The 18,210-nt window shown below is 67.2% G+C and carries 15 protein-coding genes and 1 pseudogene; 4 read left to right on the top strand and 12 right to left on the bottom strand.

Features of this window, described 5'->3' with window-relative positions; all coding sequences use genetic code 11:
* Positions 1–3: 3 nt before the first annotated feature.
* The 6 genes and pseudogenes from G6N20_RS04610 to G6N20_RS04585 form a co-directional block, all read right to left on the bottom strand.
* A pseudogene (locus tag G6N20_RS04610) lies at positions 4–1,185 on the bottom strand (virulence factor Mce family protein); the annotation flags it as partial.
* Positions 1,182–2,414, bottom strand: coding sequence for an MCE family protein (locus tag G6N20_RS04605; RefSeq protein ID WP_083049492.1), 1,233 nt, complete (start codon positions 2,412–2,414; stop codon positions 1,182–1,184). The pseudogene G6N20_RS04610 and the gene G6N20_RS04605, both read right to left, overlap by 4 nt.
* On the bottom strand, positions 2,411–3,439 hold the full coding sequence (locus G6N20_RS04600) for a virulence factor Mce family protein (protein WP_083049549.1): 1,029 nt from the start codon (positions 3,437–3,439) through the stop codon (positions 2,411–2,413). Before G6N20_RS04600 ends, G6N20_RS04605 begins: the two co-directional genes overlap by 4 nt.
* Positions 3,436–4,704 (bottom strand): MCE family protein, encoded by a 1,269-nt coding sequence (locus G6N20_RS04595; RefSeq protein ID WP_083049489.1) that lies wholly within the window; start codon positions 4,702–4,704, stop codon positions 3,436–3,438. The genes G6N20_RS04600 and G6N20_RS04595 overlap by 4 nt, the downstream gene beginning before the upstream one ends.
* A 4-nt stretch (positions 4,705–4,708) precedes the next feature.
* Complete coding sequence (locus G6N20_RS04590; RefSeq protein ID WP_083049487.1) at positions 4,709–5,524, bottom strand: ABC transporter permease; 816 nt, start codon at positions 5,522–5,524, stop codon at positions 4,709–4,711.
* A 9-nt stretch (positions 5,525–5,533) separates the two neighbouring features.
* Positions 5,534–6,313 (bottom strand): MlaE family ABC transporter permease, encoded by a 780-nt coding sequence (locus G6N20_RS04585; protein ID WP_083049546.1) that lies wholly within the window; start codon positions 6,311–6,313, stop codon positions 5,534–5,536.
* A gap of 508 nt (positions 6,314–6,821) precedes the next feature.
* On the opposite strand from G6N20_RS04585, the gene G6N20_RS04580 reads away from it, so the two are divergent.
* Together G6N20_RS04580 and G6N20_RS04575 are read left to right on the top strand one after the other, a co-directional pair.
* The gene (locus G6N20_RS04580; protein WP_083049485.1) at positions 6,822–7,214 is read left to right on the top strand and encodes a limonene-1,2-epoxide hydrolase family protein; all 393 of its coding nucleotides are present in this window, start codon (positions 6,822–6,824) and stop codon (positions 7,212–7,214) included.
* 55 nt (positions 7,215–7,269) lie between these two features.
* Complete coding sequence (locus tag G6N20_RS04575; RefSeq protein WP_083049482.1) at positions 7,270–8,517, top strand: TetR/AcrR family transcriptional regulator; 1,248 nt, start codon at positions 7,270–7,272, stop codon at positions 8,515–8,517.
* Between the two features lie 158 nt (positions 8,518–8,675).
* On the opposite strand, the gene G6N20_RS04570 is transcribed toward G6N20_RS04575, so the two are convergent.
* From G6N20_RS04570 to G6N20_RS04545, 6 genes are read right to left on the bottom strand one after another with little or no spacing between them, the layout of a single operon-like run.
* Entirely contained in the window at positions 8,676–9,446 is a 771-nt protein-coding gene (locus G6N20_RS04570; protein WP_083049480.1) for a glucose 1-dehydrogenase, read from the bottom strand.
* Between the two features lie 3 nt (positions 9,447–9,449).
* Positions 9,450–10,526, bottom strand: coding sequence for a 3,4-dihydroxy-2-butanone-4-phosphate synthase (locus tag G6N20_RS04565; protein WP_083049477.1), 1,077 nt, complete (start codon positions 10,524–10,526; stop codon positions 9,450–9,452).
* Positions 10,523–11,053 (bottom strand): flavin reductase family protein, encoded by a 531-nt coding sequence (locus G6N20_RS04560; protein WP_083049474.1) that lies wholly within the window; start codon positions 11,051–11,053, stop codon positions 10,523–10,525. The genes G6N20_RS04565 and G6N20_RS04560 overlap by 4 nt, the downstream gene beginning before the upstream one ends.
* A complete protein-coding gene (locus tag G6N20_RS04555; RefSeq protein WP_083049472.1) occupies positions 11,050–12,120 on the bottom strand; it encodes an alpha/beta fold hydrolase in 1,071 nt (356 codons plus the stop codon). The genes G6N20_RS04560 and G6N20_RS04555 overlap by 4 nt, the downstream gene beginning before the upstream one ends.
* A 22-nt stretch (positions 12,121–12,142) precedes the next feature.
* Complete coding sequence (locus tag G6N20_RS04550; protein ID WP_083049469.1) at positions 12,143–14,671, bottom strand: FAD-binding oxidoreductase; 2,529 nt, start codon at positions 14,669–14,671, stop codon at positions 12,143–12,145.
* A gap of 2 nt (positions 14,672–14,673) precedes the next feature.
* Positions 14,674–15,783, bottom strand: a complete 1,110-nt coding sequence (locus tag G6N20_RS04545; protein ID WP_083049466.1) for an LLM class flavin-dependent oxidoreductase — start codon at positions 15,781–15,783, stop codon at positions 14,674–14,676.
* 224 nt (positions 15,784–16,007) lie between these two features.
* On the opposite strand from G6N20_RS04545, the gene G6N20_RS04540 reads away from it, so the two are divergent.
* Together G6N20_RS04540 and G6N20_RS04535 are read left to right on the top strand one after the other, a co-directional pair.
* On the top strand, positions 16,008–16,964 hold the full coding sequence (locus G6N20_RS04540) for an enoyl-CoA hydratase (protein ID WP_083049463.1): 957 nt from the start codon (positions 16,008–16,010) through the stop codon (positions 16,962–16,964).
* 16 nt (positions 16,965–16,980) lie between these two features.
* The gene (locus G6N20_RS04535; RefSeq protein WP_083049460.1) at positions 16,981–18,210 is read left to right on the top strand and encodes an acyl-CoA dehydrogenase; all 1,230 of its coding nucleotides are present in this window, start codon (positions 16,981–16,983) and stop codon (positions 18,208–18,210) included.

Raw genomic sequence — 18,210 nt, 5'->3', positions numbered from 1 at the left:
TCCCGGCGGAAGGTAATCGGGCCGCATCCAGTCCTCGCTGTAGGTGACCTCGTTGGGCCTGGCCTGTGCCCCGACGAACAGGTTCTCCCCCAGCGGCGGGAAGTTGTACTGGCGGTTCTTCACGATCGGCGCCAGGTATTGCACGCACAGTTTCGCCGCTTGCTCGCCGCCCAGCCGGGAGGCGGCCTGGATCGCGCCGCACAGGAAGGCGATCGGGTTGGCCATGTTGGTACCCGCCAGGGCACCGGTCAGCGCACCGTTGGCCGGTTCGAAGATGTTGTTGAAGTTCTGCAACACCGTCGGGCTGATGTGCAGCGTCTGCTTGATGTCATCGAGGCTGGCGACCAGCGCCGTGGTGATCGACGTCAGCTTGTCCGATGCGGTGCCGATCGCCTCGCGGTGCTCGGCGGCGAAGCTCGCCACCTCGGCCACGACCGCGTCGAGGTCTTCGGTCGCCGCTGCGATCTTGGTCGGGTCGTCGGCCAGCAGCGAGGACACCGCGGCCAGGTTGCGGTTGAGCTGCTCGAGCAGATCCGCGCTGTCGTGCAGTGCCGTCACCAGCGTCGACAGGTTCTTCACGCTGGCGAAGATGTCGCTGCTGTGGTCGCCGAGAGCGGACACCGCCTGGGACAGTTTGATGATGGTGTCGCGGATGGTGGCGCCTTGCCCACGTAGGTTGTCAGCGGCGGTGTTGATCAGCGCACCCAGCGTGCTCACGCCGCCCGGCTGGGTGGGCTTCAGCAGTTCGGTGAGCCGCTGAAGTTGCGCCCGCAGGTCGTCCCACTCGACCGGCACCGCGGTGCGGTCCTGCGGGATGACCGCGCCGTCGGCCAGGGTGGGCCCGCCGGTGTAGGGCGGCGTCAGCTGGATGGCCCGGCCCGTCACCAGTTGCGGTGACAGGATCGCCGCGGCGGCATTGGCGGGGACCTTGTGTTTGCGGTCGAACCAGAACGAAATCTTGGCGCGCAACGGTTGCGGTTCGATGCTGAGGATCTTGCCCACCGGCACCCCGCGAATGAGCACGTCGTCACCGGCGAACACGCCGTTGCTGTTGTCGAAGTAGGCGACCACGATGGTTCGGGCGGCGCCGTCGGCGGTGCGCATCGCGACGATGACGCCCGCGACGAGCACCAGAACGAGCGCGGTCGCCAGCACCGAGCGGGCATGTCGCAGCCTGATCGTCACGGCTGACCTCCGGGTGGCTGCGCGGGCGGCCCGGGCGGTGGGCCGCCCGGCGGCGGGGCCGGCGGCTCGGGCCGGACCGGATAGCGGGGATCGTCGGGATTGCCGGTGATCGCGTCGGGCAGGGTCAACCGCGGCTCGCCGCCCTGGCCGGTCCGCGGGTAAGGGATCGGCAACGGCGGGGTCCCGGGTTGACCGGTGGGCGGATCGGTCAGCTGCGAGGGCAGCAACGTGGCCGGGTCGAGCCCCAGATCGGAGAATGCGGCGCTGATGAACGGCTGCACGAACTGACCCGGCAGCAGGTTCACCACGTACGCCTTGAAGAACGGCCCCGACGACAGCGACTCGCCGAGCGACATGACATAGGTGTTGATCAGCGGGATGGCCCGCTGCAGCCGCTCCTTGCGGTTTTCCACGATCGCCAGCACCCCGTTGAGCTTGTCCAGCGCCGGCCGCAGCTGCTGGCGGTTCTCGGCGATGAAGCCCCGCAATTGTCGCGACACCGCGGAGATGTTCGCCCAGATTCGGTCCAGAGCGGCACTTTGGGTGCGCAGCTGCGCCAGCAGCGCGGTGGTGTCGCGCACCAGGCCGACGATGTGGTCGGTGCGCTTGGCCAGCACCCCCGTCGCCTTGGCCGCGTTGGTGAGCAGGCCGCGCAGTTGGGCGTCGCGCTCGTCGAGTGTCTGCGCGAGCCGGGCCACCCCCTGCATTGCGTCGCGGAATTCCGCCGGTGTATCGGCAAAGGTTTGCGCCAGGGTGGCCAACGAGTCGGACAGCTGGGTGGTGTTCAGGCCGCTGATCGTGGTGGCCAGCTCGCCAAGGGCGTCGGGCAGCTGGTAGGGCGATCGCGTCCGCTCGATCGGGATGGGTCCGTCGAGCTGGCCCGCTCCCCGGGGTGTGACGTCGAGGAACTTGCTGCCCAATAGGCCCTTGGTTTTGATCGCCGCCTCGGTGCGGTTTCCGAGCCGAACGTTGGTGTCCACGGTGAACGTGACCAGCACGCCGGGCCCGTCGAGTGAGATGCTGGCCACCTTGCCCACCGGATAGCCGGAGACCTCGACGGTGTTGCCGGTGCGCAGCCCCCCGGCGTCGGCGAAATATGCGGAGACGCTTGTGCCCCGGTGGAAAATCGGCAGGTGCTGATACTGCAGGGCGGCCAGCACCACTCCGGCAACGGCGACGATGCCGACGGTGCCGATGGCCAGCCGGTTGCGTTCGGCGAAGGATTTCATTTCGGCGCACACCGCCCGGTGACCTGACCGGCCAGCTTGATGTACACGGGCTGGCCGCCCTTGCCGTTGACCTTGAGCACGACATCGCACAGATAGAAGGCGAAGAAGTCGCCGTACATGCCCTGGCGGACCAGCGCCTGGTACTTGTCGGGCAGCGTGTTGAGCAGGTTGTCCAGGTAGTCGTGGTCAGCGAGCGCGATGCTTGCCACCCGGTCGGTCTCGCGAACCACCGTCGACAGCGGCGCGCGGGCTTGCGACAGTAAATCGGCGACCGATCCGGCGGCGGCGTTGGTGTGGGCCACCGCATTGGAGATGTCGGTCCGGCGTTCGGCGAGCCCGTGCACCAGCTGCGACAGCGACGTCACCGCCCGGTCCAGCCGGTCGCTTTGACCCCCCAGCGAGCCCAGCACCACGTTGAGGTTGTCGACGACCTGCCCGATGAGCCGATCCCGGTCGGCCAACGTGTTGGTCACCGCGGCGGCCTGCTCCAGAAAGGACGCGATCGTGGGGCCCTGTCCCTGAAACGCCTGCAACAGCTGTCCGCTCAGCGCGTTGACCTGCTCGGGGTTCAGCGCGCGAAACAGCGGCTTGAAGCCGCCGATCAGGGCATCCAGATCCAGCGCCGGCTGGGTGCGGGCCAGCGGAATCGTTTGGCCGGGGCTGAGAACGGCGAATCCGCCGGCCCCTTCCTCCAGTGCCAGGTAGCGGTCGCCGAACAGGTTGTCGTAGCGGATCACCGCCCGGGTTGCCTGGGTGAGGGTGACCGTGTCGTCCGCGGTGAACTCCACCCGCACGGTGGCGTCGGGGTTGATGGAGATCTTGGTGACCTTGCCGACCTCCACCCCGGCGATGCGGACCAGCTTGCCCTCCCGCAGATTGGACACGTTGGTGAACTCGGCGTAGTAGGTCTTGCCGTGACCGAAGCGCACCTCCCCGAAGACGGCGACCAGCAGGAACGCGGTCAGCAGGCACACCGCAAAAAAGACGCCTAGGCGCGCCACGACGCCCCGCAGGTTCTCCCTCATGGCGGCCCCCCGGCCACTGGGTCGGGCCCGATCGCCGGTCCGGGGATGCACTGACGGATCGACGGCGGCTCGGGCACCGCGCGGGTCACCGGGAAGTAGTCGGCCCAGCAGGGATGCCCGATGCCGGGGTTGGGTCGAATGTCGAGCCCGGTCCCCCAGCCGGTGTTGGTGACGAGCTGGCGCACCGGGAAGTTCGTGGTGGCATCGGGCAGTGATCCACACCCGGGCCGCCCGCCGGGACCACCCTTGGCCGCGACCAGCGGCAGGTTGTCGGGATAGACATAAGGGTCGTTGCCGAACAGCAGCGCGACGTCGAGTTGCAGCGTGCGGCCGTCGGCGCCGCCCCACGCCGCGTAGCCGCCGTTGTCGAGATACCACGTGGCGCCCTGCAGGAAGCAGGTGTACTCGGGGTTGTATTTGAGCAGCAGGTTCGTGGTCGGCTCGAGGATGTCGACCGCGCCGACGAGATTGTCCCGGCTGTGACCGAGCAGGTTGGTCCCGGCGTTGGCTAGGCCAATGACGTTGAGCAGCAAGGCATCCAGCTGTGTCGAATGGTTGACGACGGTGGCGCTGGTGGTGCTGGCGGCGTTGAGGATTGTCAGGATGTCCTGGGCGGCCGCGTCGTAGGTGTCTGCGAAGTTCTTCAGCGAACGCCAGTTGCCGCGGATGGTGTCGCTGCGCGCGTTGAGCGCTGCCAGCACCTGGTTGAGGTCGGTGGTGGCCTGGCCTATCCGCTCACCCTGTCCGCGCACGGCGTCGGCGACCGCGGTCAGCACCGCGTTCAGCTTGAGCGGATCGATCATGGTGAGCAGGTCGACGACGTTTTCGAAGACGGTGTTGATTTCGGTGCTGACGTTCTTCGAATGCAGGACCGCCCCAGCGGACAGCCGGGCACGACTCGGGGTCTGCGGCATCACCAGGTCGACGAACTTGGCGCCGAACGCGGTGGTGGCACTGATCCGCACCTCGACATTGGCCGGGATGTGGCGGATCTGATCGGGGTCGATCTCCAGTTCGAGGCTGGTCCCAGGGGTGTCGCCGCCGATGTGGCTGACCCGGCCGACCTGAACACCGCGCATCATGACCTTGGCGCCGGTGTCCATCACCAGCCCGGAGCGGTCGGCCGTCAGCGTTACCGGCACCGACGAGCGGAAGGTGCCGTTGAAGGACACCGCCGTCACCAGGACGGTCACCCCGATCGCCGCCAACAGGATCAGCGTCCACCACGCGTCGTGCAGACGGTGTCGACCCGGCCCGTGACCCATGGCACTAGCTCGCCAGGTGAAAGTTGGGCGACTGACCGTAGATGGCCAGCGTCATGATCACGATCGCGATCGACGCCACGACCATCGAGGCCCGCACGGCGCGGCCAACGGCCTCGCCAACCCCGGCCGGCCCACCGCGCGCGGTGTACCCGTAGTAGGTGCACACCAGCATGATCATGAGCGCGACCACGATCACCTCGAACGAGGACCAGAGCACGTCCGACGGGCGCAGGAACGTGTTGAAGTAGTGGTCGTACACCCCCGACCCCTGCCCATAGATGGCGGTGGTGCCGACGCGAGCGGCCAGATACGCGGTCATGAGCCCCACGCAGAACAGCGGGACGGCGACGGTCACTCCGGCCAGCACCCGGGTGCTGGCCAGGTAGCTGACGCTGCGGATACCGATCACCTCGAGCGCGTCGATTTCCTCGTTGATCCGCATCGCCCCCAGCTGAGCGGTGGCGCCGGCCCCGACGGTGGCCGCCAGCGCGACCATCACGGTTCCCGGCTGAATTTCGCGGGTGTTGAAAAAGGCGGACGCGAAGCCGGTCAGCGCCTCCACACCCACGGAGGCGAACTGGTTATAGCCCTGCACCGCCACGATCGCACCGGTGGTCATCGCCAAGAACCCGACGATGACGACCGTTCCGCCGATCACCGCCAAAACCCCAGTCCCCAAACCCATTTGGGCGATCACCCGCAGCAATTCGCCGCGGTAGCGCATGACGGCGTCGGGAATCCCGGCCAGCGTGCTGACATAGAACCGCATCTGCGAGCCCATCCGATTCCACTCACCCACAAACGTTTTCGTCAGCGTCATGGGTTCACCTCAGGACACCATGAACGGGATGCCGACGGCGGTGACGATGATGTTGATCACGAACAAGACGATGAAGGCGAACACCACGGTTTCGTTCACCGCCCTGCCGACGCCGGCCGGGCCACCGCCGACCGACATGCCCTGGTAGCAGGCGATCAGTCCCGCCATCAACCCGAACAACGTCGCCTTGATCATCGAAATGATGACGTCGACCGTGTGGGTCAGCGTGGTCAGACCGGTCACCCAGGCACCCGCGGAGACGTGCATGAGAAACACCGAGCACAAGAACGCGCCGATCAGACCCGTGGCCGTCACCACCGAACTGAGGGCCAGCGACACCGTGGTGGCCGCCAGCACACGGGGAACCGCCAGCGCCTGGATCGGGTTGATGCCCATGACCCGCAGCGCGTCGAGTTCCTCACGGATGGTGCGCGCACCCAGGTCGGCACACATGGCGGTGGCCCCCGCGCCCGCGACCACCAAGACGGTGACGATCGGGGCGCTCTGGTCCACCGTGAAGATCGCGCAGCCGGTGCCGGAAAAATCCGCGGCACCGATGTCGGTGAGCAGGACGTTGAAGAGGAACCCGGAGATCACCGCCCACGGGATCGTCATCAGCACGCCAGGCAGCGTCGACACCCGCGCCACGAACCAGCACTGCAGCAGGTATTCGCGCCACGCGAAAGGCGTCCGGAACATCAGCACGAATGTGTCCAGCGTCATCGCGAAGAAGTCGCCCATCGCGCTGACCGGCCTGGTGACCGCCGCTTCGTTGACCGCGATCACCATGGCGTCGCGCACCCCCGGACAGGTCGAAGTAGATCACAGACATTGCTGAGCGTACGCGGTCCGAGGCACAGATGTCCATAGCCGATACGCAGATTTGCCAGCAGTTCTGTAGTAAACTACGACGCAGAATGCTATAGCTGCTCCATGATGTATTTTGCTGGTATCTCAAAGTGTGCTCGCTGGCCGGGCAGAACCTCGCAGATCTCGGGGTTGGTCCGACCCCCGCCACCACCTCGCCCTCTCTGCAGCCGAGCCGTCGAGCGGCCGTGAGACCAGGTCGTTGAGTCAGCGGGGTTCTGAGGCCTCCGCACCGAGCGCCACGGTGGCGCGCGGGAGCGCTCCCCAAAGGCGGGCAGTGCAGTGCCGAAGATTCCGTCGGTCAATATGTCAATAGACGATACGGATGCTTGATAGCCGTTTGACCGATAAATCCCCAGGTAATAGCATATGGATGCTAAACGATGTATCTTGATAGTTCGATCATGATCACACCCGAGGAGATGTTTGCATGGCCGATACCCGGGCAGCCTGCGAGAAACTCGTCCGCGACTTTCTCGGGTCCTGGCAGGAGCGCCGCCTCGAATCGATCTGCAGCGGCTTTGCCGATGACGCGGTCTACCATAACGTGCCGGTCGAACCGATCGAAGGTATAGCCGCCATCCGCGCGATTTTCCAGACGTTCCTGGACGCGTTCTCCGATGCCAAACTCGAGATCCGGACGCTGGCGGCGGAACCCGGACTGGTGCTCGTCGAGCGTGTCGACCACTTCACCATGAACGATGGCCGCACCGTGGCGCTCCCGGTGACCGGCGTATTCGAGATAAAGAACGGCAAGATCACCCGCTTCAGCGACTATTTCGACCTTGCCGACTTCGAGCGGCAGAGCGGGATGAAGCTGTAGGCGATGCGGTTGGCAGGATTTCTGGCTCCGGCGCAAAAGAAGGGGGTTCGAGTCGATGACATCCGTCGCCCCACCCGTTAGGCGCCGCCCCAAGGACCGCAAGAAGCAGATTCTGGAGCAGGCCGTTGGGCTCTTCATCGACCGCGGCTTCCATTCGGTCAAGTTGGAGGACATCGCCGAGGCCGCGGGTGTCACCGCGCGCGCGTTGTACCGCCACTACGACAACAAGCAGGCGTTGCTCGCCGAGGCGATCCGAACCGGCCAGGATCAGTACCAGAGCGCGCGTCGCTTGACTGACGGCCAGCTGGAGCCGACCCCGCGGCCGCTGAACGTCGATCTGCCGGACCTGATCGCGGCGGCCGTCGCCTCCCGGGCCCTGACGGTGTTGTGGCAGCGCGAGGCCCGATACCTCAACGATGACGACCGTGCGGAGGTTCGCCGCCGCATCAATGCGATCGTCGCCGGCATCCGCGCCAACGTCCTGCTGGAGGTGCCTGACCTGAGCCCGCCGCATTCGGAGCTGCGTGCCTGGGCGGTGTCGAGCACGCTGACCAGCCTGGGCCGGCACAATCTGAGCCTGCCGGGCGAAGAACTGAAAGCACTGTGGCACCAAGCCTGCATGGCGGCCGCCCGGACCCCGGTTAGCTGTGTGCTGCAGCCACTCGACGCCGCTGCTGGCGCGCAGCACGACGACGATGCCGAATATTCGCGCTACGAGACTCTGTTGGCCGCGGGTGCACGACTGTTCCGGAAGAAGGGATATCCCGCGGTCAGCACCAGCGAAATCGGGAAGGGGGCCGGAATCGCCGGCCCGGGGTTGTATCGCTCCTTTTCGTCCAAGCAGGCCATCTTGGATGCCCTCATCCGTCGCCTCGACGAGTGGCGAAGCCTCGAGAGCATCCGTGCATTGCGCGCGAATTCCGAAGCGGCGCAACGGCTACGCGGGCTTGTCCAAGGCCATGTCCGGATCAGCCTGGACGCCCCCGACCTCGTCGCTGTCGCCGTCACCGAGCTGTCGCATGCCTCCAGCGAGGTGCGCGACGGCTACACCCGGAACCAGGCCGACCGCGAGGCGGTATGGATCGATCTCGTCCGCAAGCTGGTCCCCGAGACGACCGTCGCCGAGGCCCGACTGTTGGTCGCCGCGGCCATCAGCTTCATCGAGGATGTCGCTCGCACATGGCATCTCACGCGCTATGCCGGAATTGCCGACGAGATGACCGCCATCGCGTTGTCCATCCTGACCAGCCGGTCACCCCAACGTCAACCGGGTTCGTCGTCGTCTTCGGTCTCCCCGGCCTGAGCGCCAAGCTGATTGACCAACGCGTGCTGCGGGGCGCAGCAGCCGGCGCGCCGCGCGTTCCAGACGCTGCAAGGCCCGCAGTCGTTCGGGGGTGAAGACCTCGACGATCTCTTCGCGGCCGCTCGAAACTCGTGATAACGCGGGCGATGTCAGCGCGCTCACCACAACGCGGCGATGCTACCGCCGTCTGCGATCTGGGTGGTTCCGGTGATCATCGACGCCTCATCGGACAGCAGAAACGCCACGATGCCGGCCATCTCCTCGGGGGTGGCCATGCGGCCCTGCAAGCGAGCGATCATCGCACGGGCACCCCCCTCGCCGAGCGCGTCGTCGAACATTGCCATGGCGGTCTGCTGCATCGGGGTGTCGACGAATGCGGGCAGCAGGGCGTTGGAGCGAATGCCCGACGAGCGCAGTTCGGCGGCGGTGACGCGGCTGAGATGGCTGATGCCGGCCTTGGACATGCCATATGCCCCGGAGCCGCCCACCGCGACGTGGCCGGCCAGCGAAGACACGTTGACGATGGCTCCCCCGCCGCGCTCGATCATCTTCGGCGCCGCATGCTTGGTGCACAGCCATGCGCCGCGCAGGTTGATCCCGATGACACGATCGAAGTCCTCGACGGTGGTGTCGATGAGCGAAGCCAGATGAACGACACCGGCATTGGCGACCAGCTTGTCGACGCCGCCGAAGGCGGCGGTGCAGGCCTCGACCATGCCGACGACCTGCTCCTCGCGACTGACGTCAACCCGGTAACCCACGGCGCCAGAACCGATTTCGGCCGCAGCGGTGTCGGCGGCAGCTCCGTCGATGTCGGCGCACACCACCTGGCAGCCCTCGGTGGCCAGCCGCCGTGCGACCGCCAGACCGATCCCGGCGCCCGCGCCGGTCACGATCGCGGCCTTTCCGGCCAGGTCGGGATAGCTCATGGATCAACCCGCGGCCACCCATGTCCGGGCCGTTATGCCGCGCTCGCGGATGGCACCGAACATCACCAGGCCAAATCCTGGCATGTCGTCGGAGAGTCGCAGCGCATACACCCCCAGATCGCGCAGGATCCACGTCAGGGTGTCCGACATGAGATCACCGTGCGCCCGGTCGCCGCCGGCGAACAGACCGCAGGCCCGTGGCGGACCGGAGGGCCGCAGGTACACGACCACACCGCCGCCGTGGGCTGACATGCTCGCCATCGCGCCGCGGAGCTCCCCGCCGCATCGGCATTCCCGCGAGCCGAACACGTCGCCCGTCAGACACTCGATGTGCACGTGCAGCGGCACGGGCACACCGGCACTCACCAAACCCACGATCACTGCCAAATGCTCGCCGCCGCCGTACACATCACGAAAGCCGATCACGCGCGAGTCGCCAGCCCAGGTGGGCAGCGTCGCTTCGGTCAACCGGACCACCTGGGGCTCGATCCGCCGGCGATACGCCGCCAGCTCGCCGATCGAGACCACCGCCAGCCCATGCTCGACGGCGAATTCGACCAACTCAGCGCCCCGGGCCATCAGGGCGGGACGGCGCGGCGACACGATCTCGCACAGCGCCGCGACGCGTCTCCGTCCCGCGAGGCCGGCCAGGTCGACGGCCGCCTCCGCGGCCCCCCACCGACCCAGCACCCCGTGCACCCCGGTCCGCACGGGGACCACGTGGCCCGGACGAAGAAAATCCGAGGCGTTCGACTCGGCCGATGCCAGGGCGGCGATGGTGCGGGCACGATCGCTCGCCGAAATCCCCGTGCCGGTCCCGCGAACGTCGACCGACACGCAGTATGGGGTGTCGCGGTGGCACATGGGTGGCAGGTTCAGCCGCTCACAGTCGGCGCCGGGCAAGGCGACGCGGACATACCCCGCGGTGTGTCGGACGGTGAAGGCAACCAGCCGCGGCGTCGCGGCCTGGGCGGCGAAGACGAGATAGCCGTCACCATCGATGTCGCCGGTGAGGACGACGGGCCGCCCGGCCGCCACCGCGGTGATCGCGCGGCGCACCCGCACATCGGTGGTTCTCATCGGCGCTCCGGGGTGGGCGCGGCCAGACGGCGGAACCGGCTGGCGTAGAAGACGAGCGGCGGCGTGTCCGGATCGGCCCGCAGCGCACAGATCTCGAGCAGGGCGATCAGGTGATCCCCCGCCGGGATCTCGGCGTGCGGGCGGCAATCCAGCCAGGCGCCGGCCCCGTGGATGACCACGCCCCCGGTTGGCAACTCGCTCCAGAACACCTCGGCGAACCGGTCACCTTCCTTGCGCGACAGGCTCATACAGGCTTGGTCGTGGCCTTCGGCGAGCACGCTCACCCCCAGGTGTGGCCGGTGGCGCAGCCTCGGCCACGTCGTCGAAGAGTTCTGCACACAGATCGACACCAGCGGCGGGGCAACCGAAACCGACGTGAACGAGCTGGCCGCCATGCCGACCGGCTGGTCATCGACCATCGCGCAGACGGCGATCACGCCGCAGGGAAAACAGCCGAAGGCCCGCCGCAGCGCGACCTCGTCGAGATGATCGACGGTCTCCGGGACCATGTCGAAGGCGCAGCTCACGGCCGCAGCCCCGCCAGGAACTCGAGCAACAATCGGTTGGTCTCCTCCGGCGCCTCCTGCTGAATCCAGTGCCCAACGCCCGCGATCATGTGGGTGCCGCGGTAGTTCGGCATGACCTCGTGCGCACGCTCGAGGGCCTCCGCGCCCCAGATGGTGCCGACGTCATACTCTCCGCCGATGAACAGCGCGGGCGGGGTGAGCGGCTTGCCTTGCTGGTCGGCCAGGTCGTGCCAGTCGTTGTCGATGTTGTGGTAGAAGCTCAACGGCCCGCCGAAGCCGGAACGCTCGAATTCGCCGGTGTAGAAATCCAGATCGGCGGCGGTGAACCAGGCCGGCATGGTCTCCGGATAGACGAACGCGTCCTTGAGCCGGGCACCTTGGGCCATGCAGAGCGGGCCGGCGCGGATCACCTCGATCGGGTCCATGGACTCCAGGTCGACACCCGCGTCGACGGCCGCCTTGGTCGCCGCCATCATCCCCTCACCCGAAACCGTGTAGGTCAGCCCGAGCAGCCAGCCCCGCAGGTCTTCCTCGATCTCGGTGATGATGCCGTCCTGGGCCGCGAAATAGTCCTGATACCAGACCCTTCCGGGTCCGGCCAGCTCGAGGTGGTAGTCGTTGGGACGGCGCTCGCCGAACGGGCTGCCCGGCAGGCCGATCACGCCGCGACCGGCGAACGGAACGCTGACCCCGACCACGCCGGCACACCTGTCGGGGTGCAGCCAGGCGAAGGTCCAGGCCACCGGCGCACCCCAGTCGTGGCCGACCACAAAGGCCTTTTGCAGGGCCTGGTCCGCGCCGTAGCAGTCGATGACACCGAGGACGTCGCCGACCAATTCCTTGATGCGGTAGGCGGAATTCACGCGGTACTTCGACGAGCGTCCGTACCCACGCTGGTCGATGGCCACCACGTGGTAGCCGGCGGCCGCCAGCGCCGGAATCTGATGGCGCCACGAGTACCAGGACTCCGGAAACCCGTGGATGAGCACCACCAACGGTCCCTCGCCGTCCTCCACGGCATGTATCCGGGTGCCCCGGCAGCTCAAGATCCGATGAGCCTGCGACATCTTCGTCTTCCTTACCTCTCCCCTACCTCGAATCTCCGGCTCCCACAAGTTGATCCACGGGCTTTGGCGGCGTGCGATTTTCGTAGTTGCGGGCGATCAGCGTCTGCTGCCCCGACAAGCGAGTCCTCGCCCACTTGCCGAGCACGCGGCTGGCGATCCCGGGTCGCATCAGCGCCGACGGCGGCTTGACGAGGTGGACGACGGCCAAGAACTCGCGGTAGGCGTCGAGATCGTCGTGCACCAACTCCAGCACACGGTCCATGTACCAGGTGAGCACGCGGAAATAGAACGGGCGCTTCTTGTCCACGTCCTTCATCCAGTCGAAGCGCAGGTTTTGCTCTCGGATCACGAACCAGGCCGTGTCGGCCATCTTGGCGATCGCCCGGTAGTACCGGCGCGGCAGATCCGGATGGCCGGCGCCGTATTTGGCCAGCAGCAGCTGCATCTCCCGAACTTCCTTGAGCGCCAGGCTCATACCCAGACCCGACACCGGGTCGGCGCTGGTGTAGGCATCGCCCACCGCCAGCAAAGCCCGCGGCAGGTTGCGCTTCTTCTCGTAGCGCAGCCGCAGCATGTTGGGATAGCGGAAGTTGTAGATGGGCGAGGCCGGCTCCAGCCCGTCGATGTTCTCCCCGATGACCGGGGACGGCATCAGGTCGGCGAACGCGCGGAATTCCCGCGCGGTGCGCGGCGGCGAGTAGCAGTTGTACGCCACCAGGGACGTGGACAGGATGGTGCGCGAGCTGTCCGTGTAGTACTGCGCGGCGTAGGTGTCCTCGTAGGGCCGGTACGCGTAACAGATCACCATCACCTTGTCCTGCCACCGCCGCTCCGGCGGAACCCGGTGCTGCATCGTGGAGTAGAAGCAGTTGATGATGTCCTGCTCGGCCTCGGGAGCGCCAATGCCGATGCGGTCCAAGAACTCCGGCACGTGGGTGTTCTTGCCCGACGCGTCCACGACGAACTCGGCGGGCACCACCTGCAAACCGTCGCCTCCGTCGGCGTCGCCCCGGTCGACGGCGACGCCGACGACGGCGTTGTTGTCGCGGTCGAAGACGAGGTCGGCCACCTCCGATTCGTACCGGAATTCGATGCGAGGTTCGTCGTCGAGCCGGCGGCGCACACACCATTCGAGCAGCGGTCTTCCGGCGCAGACGATCTCGATGTCGCTGGTGCCGGGCTTCTTCCAGGTGCCGCCGAGCCGGATGCGGTACTGGGCCGCCATGTCGACCTTGAACGCGCCCTCGCGCACCATGTCGTCGACGATGCCGGGGAAGATGCGCTCCAGCTCGATCTGCCCGGCGGTCAGCAGGTGGTGCAGGTGCCAACCCTGTGCCGCGCCCGGCCTGCCCTCGCGGCGACGGTGCGGGCCGTCCTTCTCCAGCACGATGACGCGATCGAAGGTGTTGCTGAGCATCTTTGCCGCGGCGATGCCCGCGATGCTGCCGCCGATGACCACCGCGGTGCCGCGGCCGCGGCGGCGCACTTGGGCAATGTCCACGCCCGCGTAGTCCAGCCGCGCCGGGGCGCGCCGCCGCGCCGCCCCGCTGGCCACGAATTTCTCGTAGTACAACCCGACGCGGTGAAAGCCCTTGTGGTCCAGCCAGGTTCGGGCCGCGTCGACCATGGCGACCGGACCGCACAGATATACGTCGGCGTCTCCGCCGGCCAGCATCCGCGGGTCGAGCAGGTCGGTGACCAGTCCGGTGCGCCCATCCCAGCCGGCGTCCGGGTGCGCGACGATGACGTGCACCTCCAGGCCGGGAACGCGGCGCCGTAGCTCGGTGAGTTCGTCGAGCTTGCACAGGTCTTCGGTACGGTCGACCCCGTAGAGCAGGTAGACCGGGTGGGCGATGTCGGCATCCAGGCTCTGGGCCATCGCCAGGATCGCCGACAGACCCGTGCCGCCGGCGACCAGGATCACCGGCCGCGCGACGGGGCGCAGGTAGAAGTTGCCCTTGCTGCACCGCAGCGCGATGTGGTCGCCCGGTTGGGCGCGGTCGCGAAGATAGTTCGACATCACGCCGTCCGGCAGCAGCCGAATGATGAACTCGCACTCACCGCGGCCGTCGGCCGGATGGGCGTAGGAGTAGTTGCGCCAGGTGTCGGTGCCCGGGACCCGCAACTGGGCGAACTGGCCGGCCCGGTATCGCAGGGCTGCAGCCATGCCGGAGGCATCCACCCGCAGGATGGCGGTGCTGGGCGACACCAACTCGACCCCGGTCACCACACCGTCACCGGTGACCAGCAGGGCGGCGTTGTCGTCGACCGGATACTGCAGTTCGATGCGGCAATCAGAGGTGGCAAACGTCTGGCAGGTGAGGATCTTTCGCGCCGCCCGCTCCACATCGGACAGGCCCTCGGTGCGTCCCATCTGGTAGCGGCCGGCGGTGCAGGTGGCCACGCACGTGCCACATATCCCGCTTTGGCATTCGTTGACGATGGCCACGCCGTGTTCCTCGGCGGCATCCAGGATCGTCTGGTCGCACCGCACCGGCATCGTCTTGTGCGTGCCGTCCGAATAGCCGACGGTGACCTGACGAACCGCCATGGCTACACCACCGCGGTGGCCGGCTTGGTGGCGAGGCGGGCGTTGAGTCTGGGCATGACCTCGTGGGCCAGCAGCCGCAACGACTCCTTCCACGGGCCCGGGTTGTCGCTGTAGTCGAACCCGAGGATCAGCAAGTGGCCGAACCCACCGACCTGGTCGTAGGTGGCCTCGAGCTTGTCGACCACCGTCTGCACCGAGCCGACCACGAAGGTGTTCTCGGCGAGGTACTCCGGTGTCACCTCGTCATCGGGCACCGACGGATTGTGTTTGTAGAACTTGGTCATGCCGAACATCCGAAACGTCGGCAGCACATACTCACGCATGGCGCGTCCCATCGTGCCGTCCACGGCATACCGGAACGCCTGCTCGTCGGTCTCGGCCACCAGCACCTCGCGTACCAGCCGCCAATCGCGGCGATCCGGGGTTCGCCCGCTGCGCAGCGCGCCTTCCTCCACCGCGTCCCAGTGGGTGGCGACGTATTCGGTGTTGAGGTCCAGACTCATGGGGATGTAACCCCGTTCGCCGGCGAGCTTGAGGGTCTCCGAGCCGGCGCTGAACCCGGTGACGCCGATGGGCGGGTGGGGCTGCTGGTACGGCTTGATGTGGCGCCTCATCAGACCCTCGAACATCGGCGCGATTCCGTTGGCGTTCCAGTACTTTCCGCGATGCTCCCAGGGCTCGTCCTCGGTCCAGATGCGCAGCATGATCTCCAGCGCTTCCCGGGTCATTTCGCGATGCTCGCCGTTCTTGCCGTCCACGTCATACAGCGCCCAGTCACCGGGGATGCCGCTGGCGCCCACGCCGAGCATGAACCGACCCTGGGCGAGGTGGTCGAAATAGGCCACCCGGTGGGCCAACTCGACCGGATGATGGTAGGGCAACAAGTGCGCACCCGGGGCGAGCTTGATCTGTTGGGTGCGCAGCAGCGCCTGCGCCAACAGCAGATCGGGGGCGCAGATCGGCTCCCACGGCACGGTGAAGTGTTCGCCGACCCAGGCCTCCACGTAGCCGAGTTGATCGGCCAGCTCGATGACGTCCAGATCCCACCGGGTGGCGTCGTAGAGGGTGCGCTCCGGTGGATGGGCCGGCATGAGGAATATTCCGATCTCCATCGTCAACCCTTCCTGGTTGTACCGGTCGGATGCCCGGCGCGCTGCGGTGGCGCCCTTTGCGTATATCACAGTACTACCAAGATACTTCGTTGTACACAAGTGCTTCTTTGCATGGGAATTTGTCTATATTGATCGCTCTCATGTGCGTATTGGCTATGGACATGTTGGCTAAGGGGCGGGTAACCTCGCACAGGTCAGCCGTTCACGTCCAGTAAGGAGCGGACATGTTCGTCGGCGGGGTCGGTCCGGTCGATCGCCGGTCGGACGGGGAACGCTCCCGACGGCCCCGGGAGTTCGAATACATCCGCTACGAAACCATCGACGATGGGCGCATCGCCGCGATCACCCTGGACCGCCCGAAACAACGCAACGCCCAGACCCGCGGCATGCTGGTCGAGCTGGGCGCCGCCTTCGAACTTGCCGAGGCGGACGACACCGTCCGGGTGGTGATCCTGCGGGCCGCCGGCCCCGCCTTCTCCGCCGGTCACGACCTCGGATCCACTGACGATATCCGGGAACGCTCGCCGGGGCCGGACCAGCACCCCAGCTACCGGTGCAACGGGGCGACCTTCGGCGGGGTCGAGTCACGCAACCGCCAGGAGTGGCACTACTACTTCGAAAACACCAAGCGGTGGCGCAACCTGCGCAAGATCACCATCGCCCAGGTGCACGGGGCCGTGCTGTCGGCGGGGTTGATGCTGGCCTGGTGCTGCGATCTGATCGTCGCCAGCGAGGACACCGTGTTCGCCGATGTGGTCGGCACCCGGCTGGGCATGTGCGGGGTCGAGTACTTCGGACATCCGTGGGAGTTCGGGCCGCGCAAGACCAAGGAACTGCTGCTCACCGGCGACTGCATAGGCGCCGACGAGGCCCACGCGCTGGGGATGGTCAGCAAGGTGTTTCCCGCTGACGAACTCGCGACCAGCACAATCGAATTCGCGCGTCGGATCGCGAAGGTGCCGACGATGGCGGCACTGCTGATCAAGGAATCGGTGAACCAAACCGTCGATGCCATGGGGTTTTCCGCCGCGCTGGACGGTTGCTTCAAGATCCACCAGCTCAATCACGCGCACTGGGGCGAAGTCACCGGCGGCAAGCTGTCCTACGGAACGGTCGAGTACGGCCTGGAGGACTGGCGCGCCGCACCGCAGATCCGGCCGGCGTGCAAGCAACGGCCCTGACGCCTGGACGCGCGCAGTGGACGTCAGCTACCCACCCGAAGCGGAAGCGTTCCGCGACCGGATCCGGGAGTTTGTGGCCGAGCACCTGCCGCCCGGGTGGCCCGGACCCGGGGCGCTGCCGCCCCACGAGCGGGAAGAGTTCGCCCGGCACTGGCGGCGGGCCCTGGCCGGCGCTGGCCTGGTCGCGGTGTCCTGGCCGACGGAATACGGCGGCGGCGGCCTGTCCCCGATGGAACAGGTGGTGCTCGCCGAGGAATTCGCCCGCGCCGGCGCGCCCGAACGCGCGGAAAACGACCTGCTCGGAATCGACCTGCTGGGCAACACCCTGATCGCCCTGGGTTCCGAGGCGCAGAAGCGGCATTTCCTGCCGCGCATCCTCAGCGGCGAGCACCGGTGGTGCCAGGGCTTCTCCGAGCCCGAGGCCGGCTCCGACCTGGCCTCGGTGCGCACCAGGGGGGTGCTCGACGGTGACGAATGGGTGATCAACGGCCACAAAATCTGGACGTCGGCCGGCACCACCGCAAACTGGATCTTCCTGCTGGCTCGGACCGATCCCAGCGCTCCGAAACACCGGGGCCTGTCGTTTCTGCTGGTGCCCATGGACCAGCCCGGCGTCGTGGTCCGGCCGATCGTCAACGCGGCCGGGCACTCCTCGTTCAGCGAGGTCTTCCTGACCGATGCCCGCACCAGCGCCGGCAATGTCGTCGGCCGGGTCGGCGACGGCTGGTCGACCGCCATGACGCTGCTCGGCTTCGAACGCGGATCGCACATCGCCACCGCCGCCATCGATTTCGGCCGGGACCTGCAGCGGTTGCGCGAACTGGCCCGCGAGCGCGGCGTCCTCGTCGACCCGCGTATCCGGGATGGGTTGGCGTGGTGCTTCTCCCGGGTTCAGATCATGCGGTACCGGGGTTACCGTGGCCTCACCCGGGCCCTCAACGGGCAGTTGCCCGGCGCCGAGGCCGCGATCACGAAGGTCATCTGGAGCGAATACTTCCGCCGCTACACCGAGCTCGCCGTGGACATCCTCGGGCTCGATGCGCTGGGCCCGCAGGGACCGGGAAACGGCGGAGCACGGCTGGTCCCGGAGGCGGGCACGCCGAACTCCCCGGCCTGCTGGATGGACGAGCTGCTCTACGCGCGTGCCGCGACGATCTATGCCGGCAGTTCGCAGATCCAGCGCAACGTGATCGGCGAGCAGCTGCTGGGGCTCCCCCGGGAACCACGCCCGGAAGTGGTCGGCTGA

Source organism: Mycobacterium shinjukuense (assembly GCF_010730055.1).
Taxonomy (GTDB): domain Bacteria; phylum Actinomycetota; class Actinomycetes; order Mycobacteriales; family Mycobacteriaceae; genus Mycobacterium; species Mycobacterium shinjukuense.
This window is presented reverse-complemented; position numbering and strand designations above follow the sequence as displayed.

Excerpts from the sequence above, each read along its gene's own strand:
- G6N20_RS04570 (WP_083049480.1), bottom strand. The coding sequence starts at position 9,446 with ATGAGCTATCCCGACCTGGCCGGAAAGGCCGCGATCGTGACCGGCGCG.
- G6N20_RS04605 (WP_083049492.1), bottom strand. The coding sequence starts at position 2,414 with ATGAAATCCTTCGCCGAACGCAACCGGCTGGCCATCGGCACCGTCGGC.
- G6N20_RS04540 (WP_083049463.1), top strand. The coding sequence starts at position 16,008 with ATGTTCGTCGGCGGGGTCGGTCCGGTCGATCGCCGGTCGGACGGGGAA.
- G6N20_RS04575 (WP_083049482.1), top strand. The coding sequence starts at position 7,270 with ATGACATCCGTCGCCCCACCCGTTAGGCGCCGCCCCAAGGACCGCAAG.
- G6N20_RS04580 (WP_083049485.1), top strand. The coding sequence starts at position 6,822 with ATGGCCGATACCCGGGCAGCCTGCGAGAAACTCGTCCGCGACTTTCTC.
- G6N20_RS04550 (WP_083049469.1), bottom strand. The coding sequence starts at position 14,671 with ATGGCGGTTCGTCAGGTCACCGTCGGCTATTCGGACGGCACGCACAAG.
- G6N20_RS04555 (WP_083049472.1), bottom strand. The coding sequence starts at position 12,120 with ATGTCGCAGGCTCATCGGATCTTGAGCTGCCGGGGCACCCGGATACAT.
- G6N20_RS04585 (WP_083049546.1), bottom strand. The coding sequence starts at position 6,313 with ATGGTGATCGCGGTCAACGAAGCGGCGGTCACCAGGCCGGTCAGCGCG.
- G6N20_RS04595 (WP_083049489.1), bottom strand. The coding sequence starts at position 4,704 with ATGGGTCACGGGCCGGGTCGACACCGTCTGCACGACGCGTGGTGGACG.
- G6N20_RS04600 (WP_083049549.1), bottom strand. The coding sequence starts at position 3,439 with ATGAGGGAGAACCTGCGGGGCGTCGTGGCGCGCCTAGGCGTCTTTTTT.
- G6N20_RS04565 (WP_083049477.1), bottom strand. The coding sequence starts at position 10,526 with ATGAGAACCACCGATGTGCGGGTGCGCCGCGCGATCACCGCGGTGGCG.
- G6N20_RS04590 (WP_083049487.1), bottom strand. The coding sequence starts at position 5,524 with ATGACGCTGACGAAAACGTTTGTGGGTGAGTGGAATCGGATGGGCTCG.
- G6N20_RS04545 (WP_083049466.1), bottom strand. The coding sequence starts at position 15,783 with ATGGAGATCGGAATATTCCTCATGCCGGCCCATCCACCGGAGCGCACC.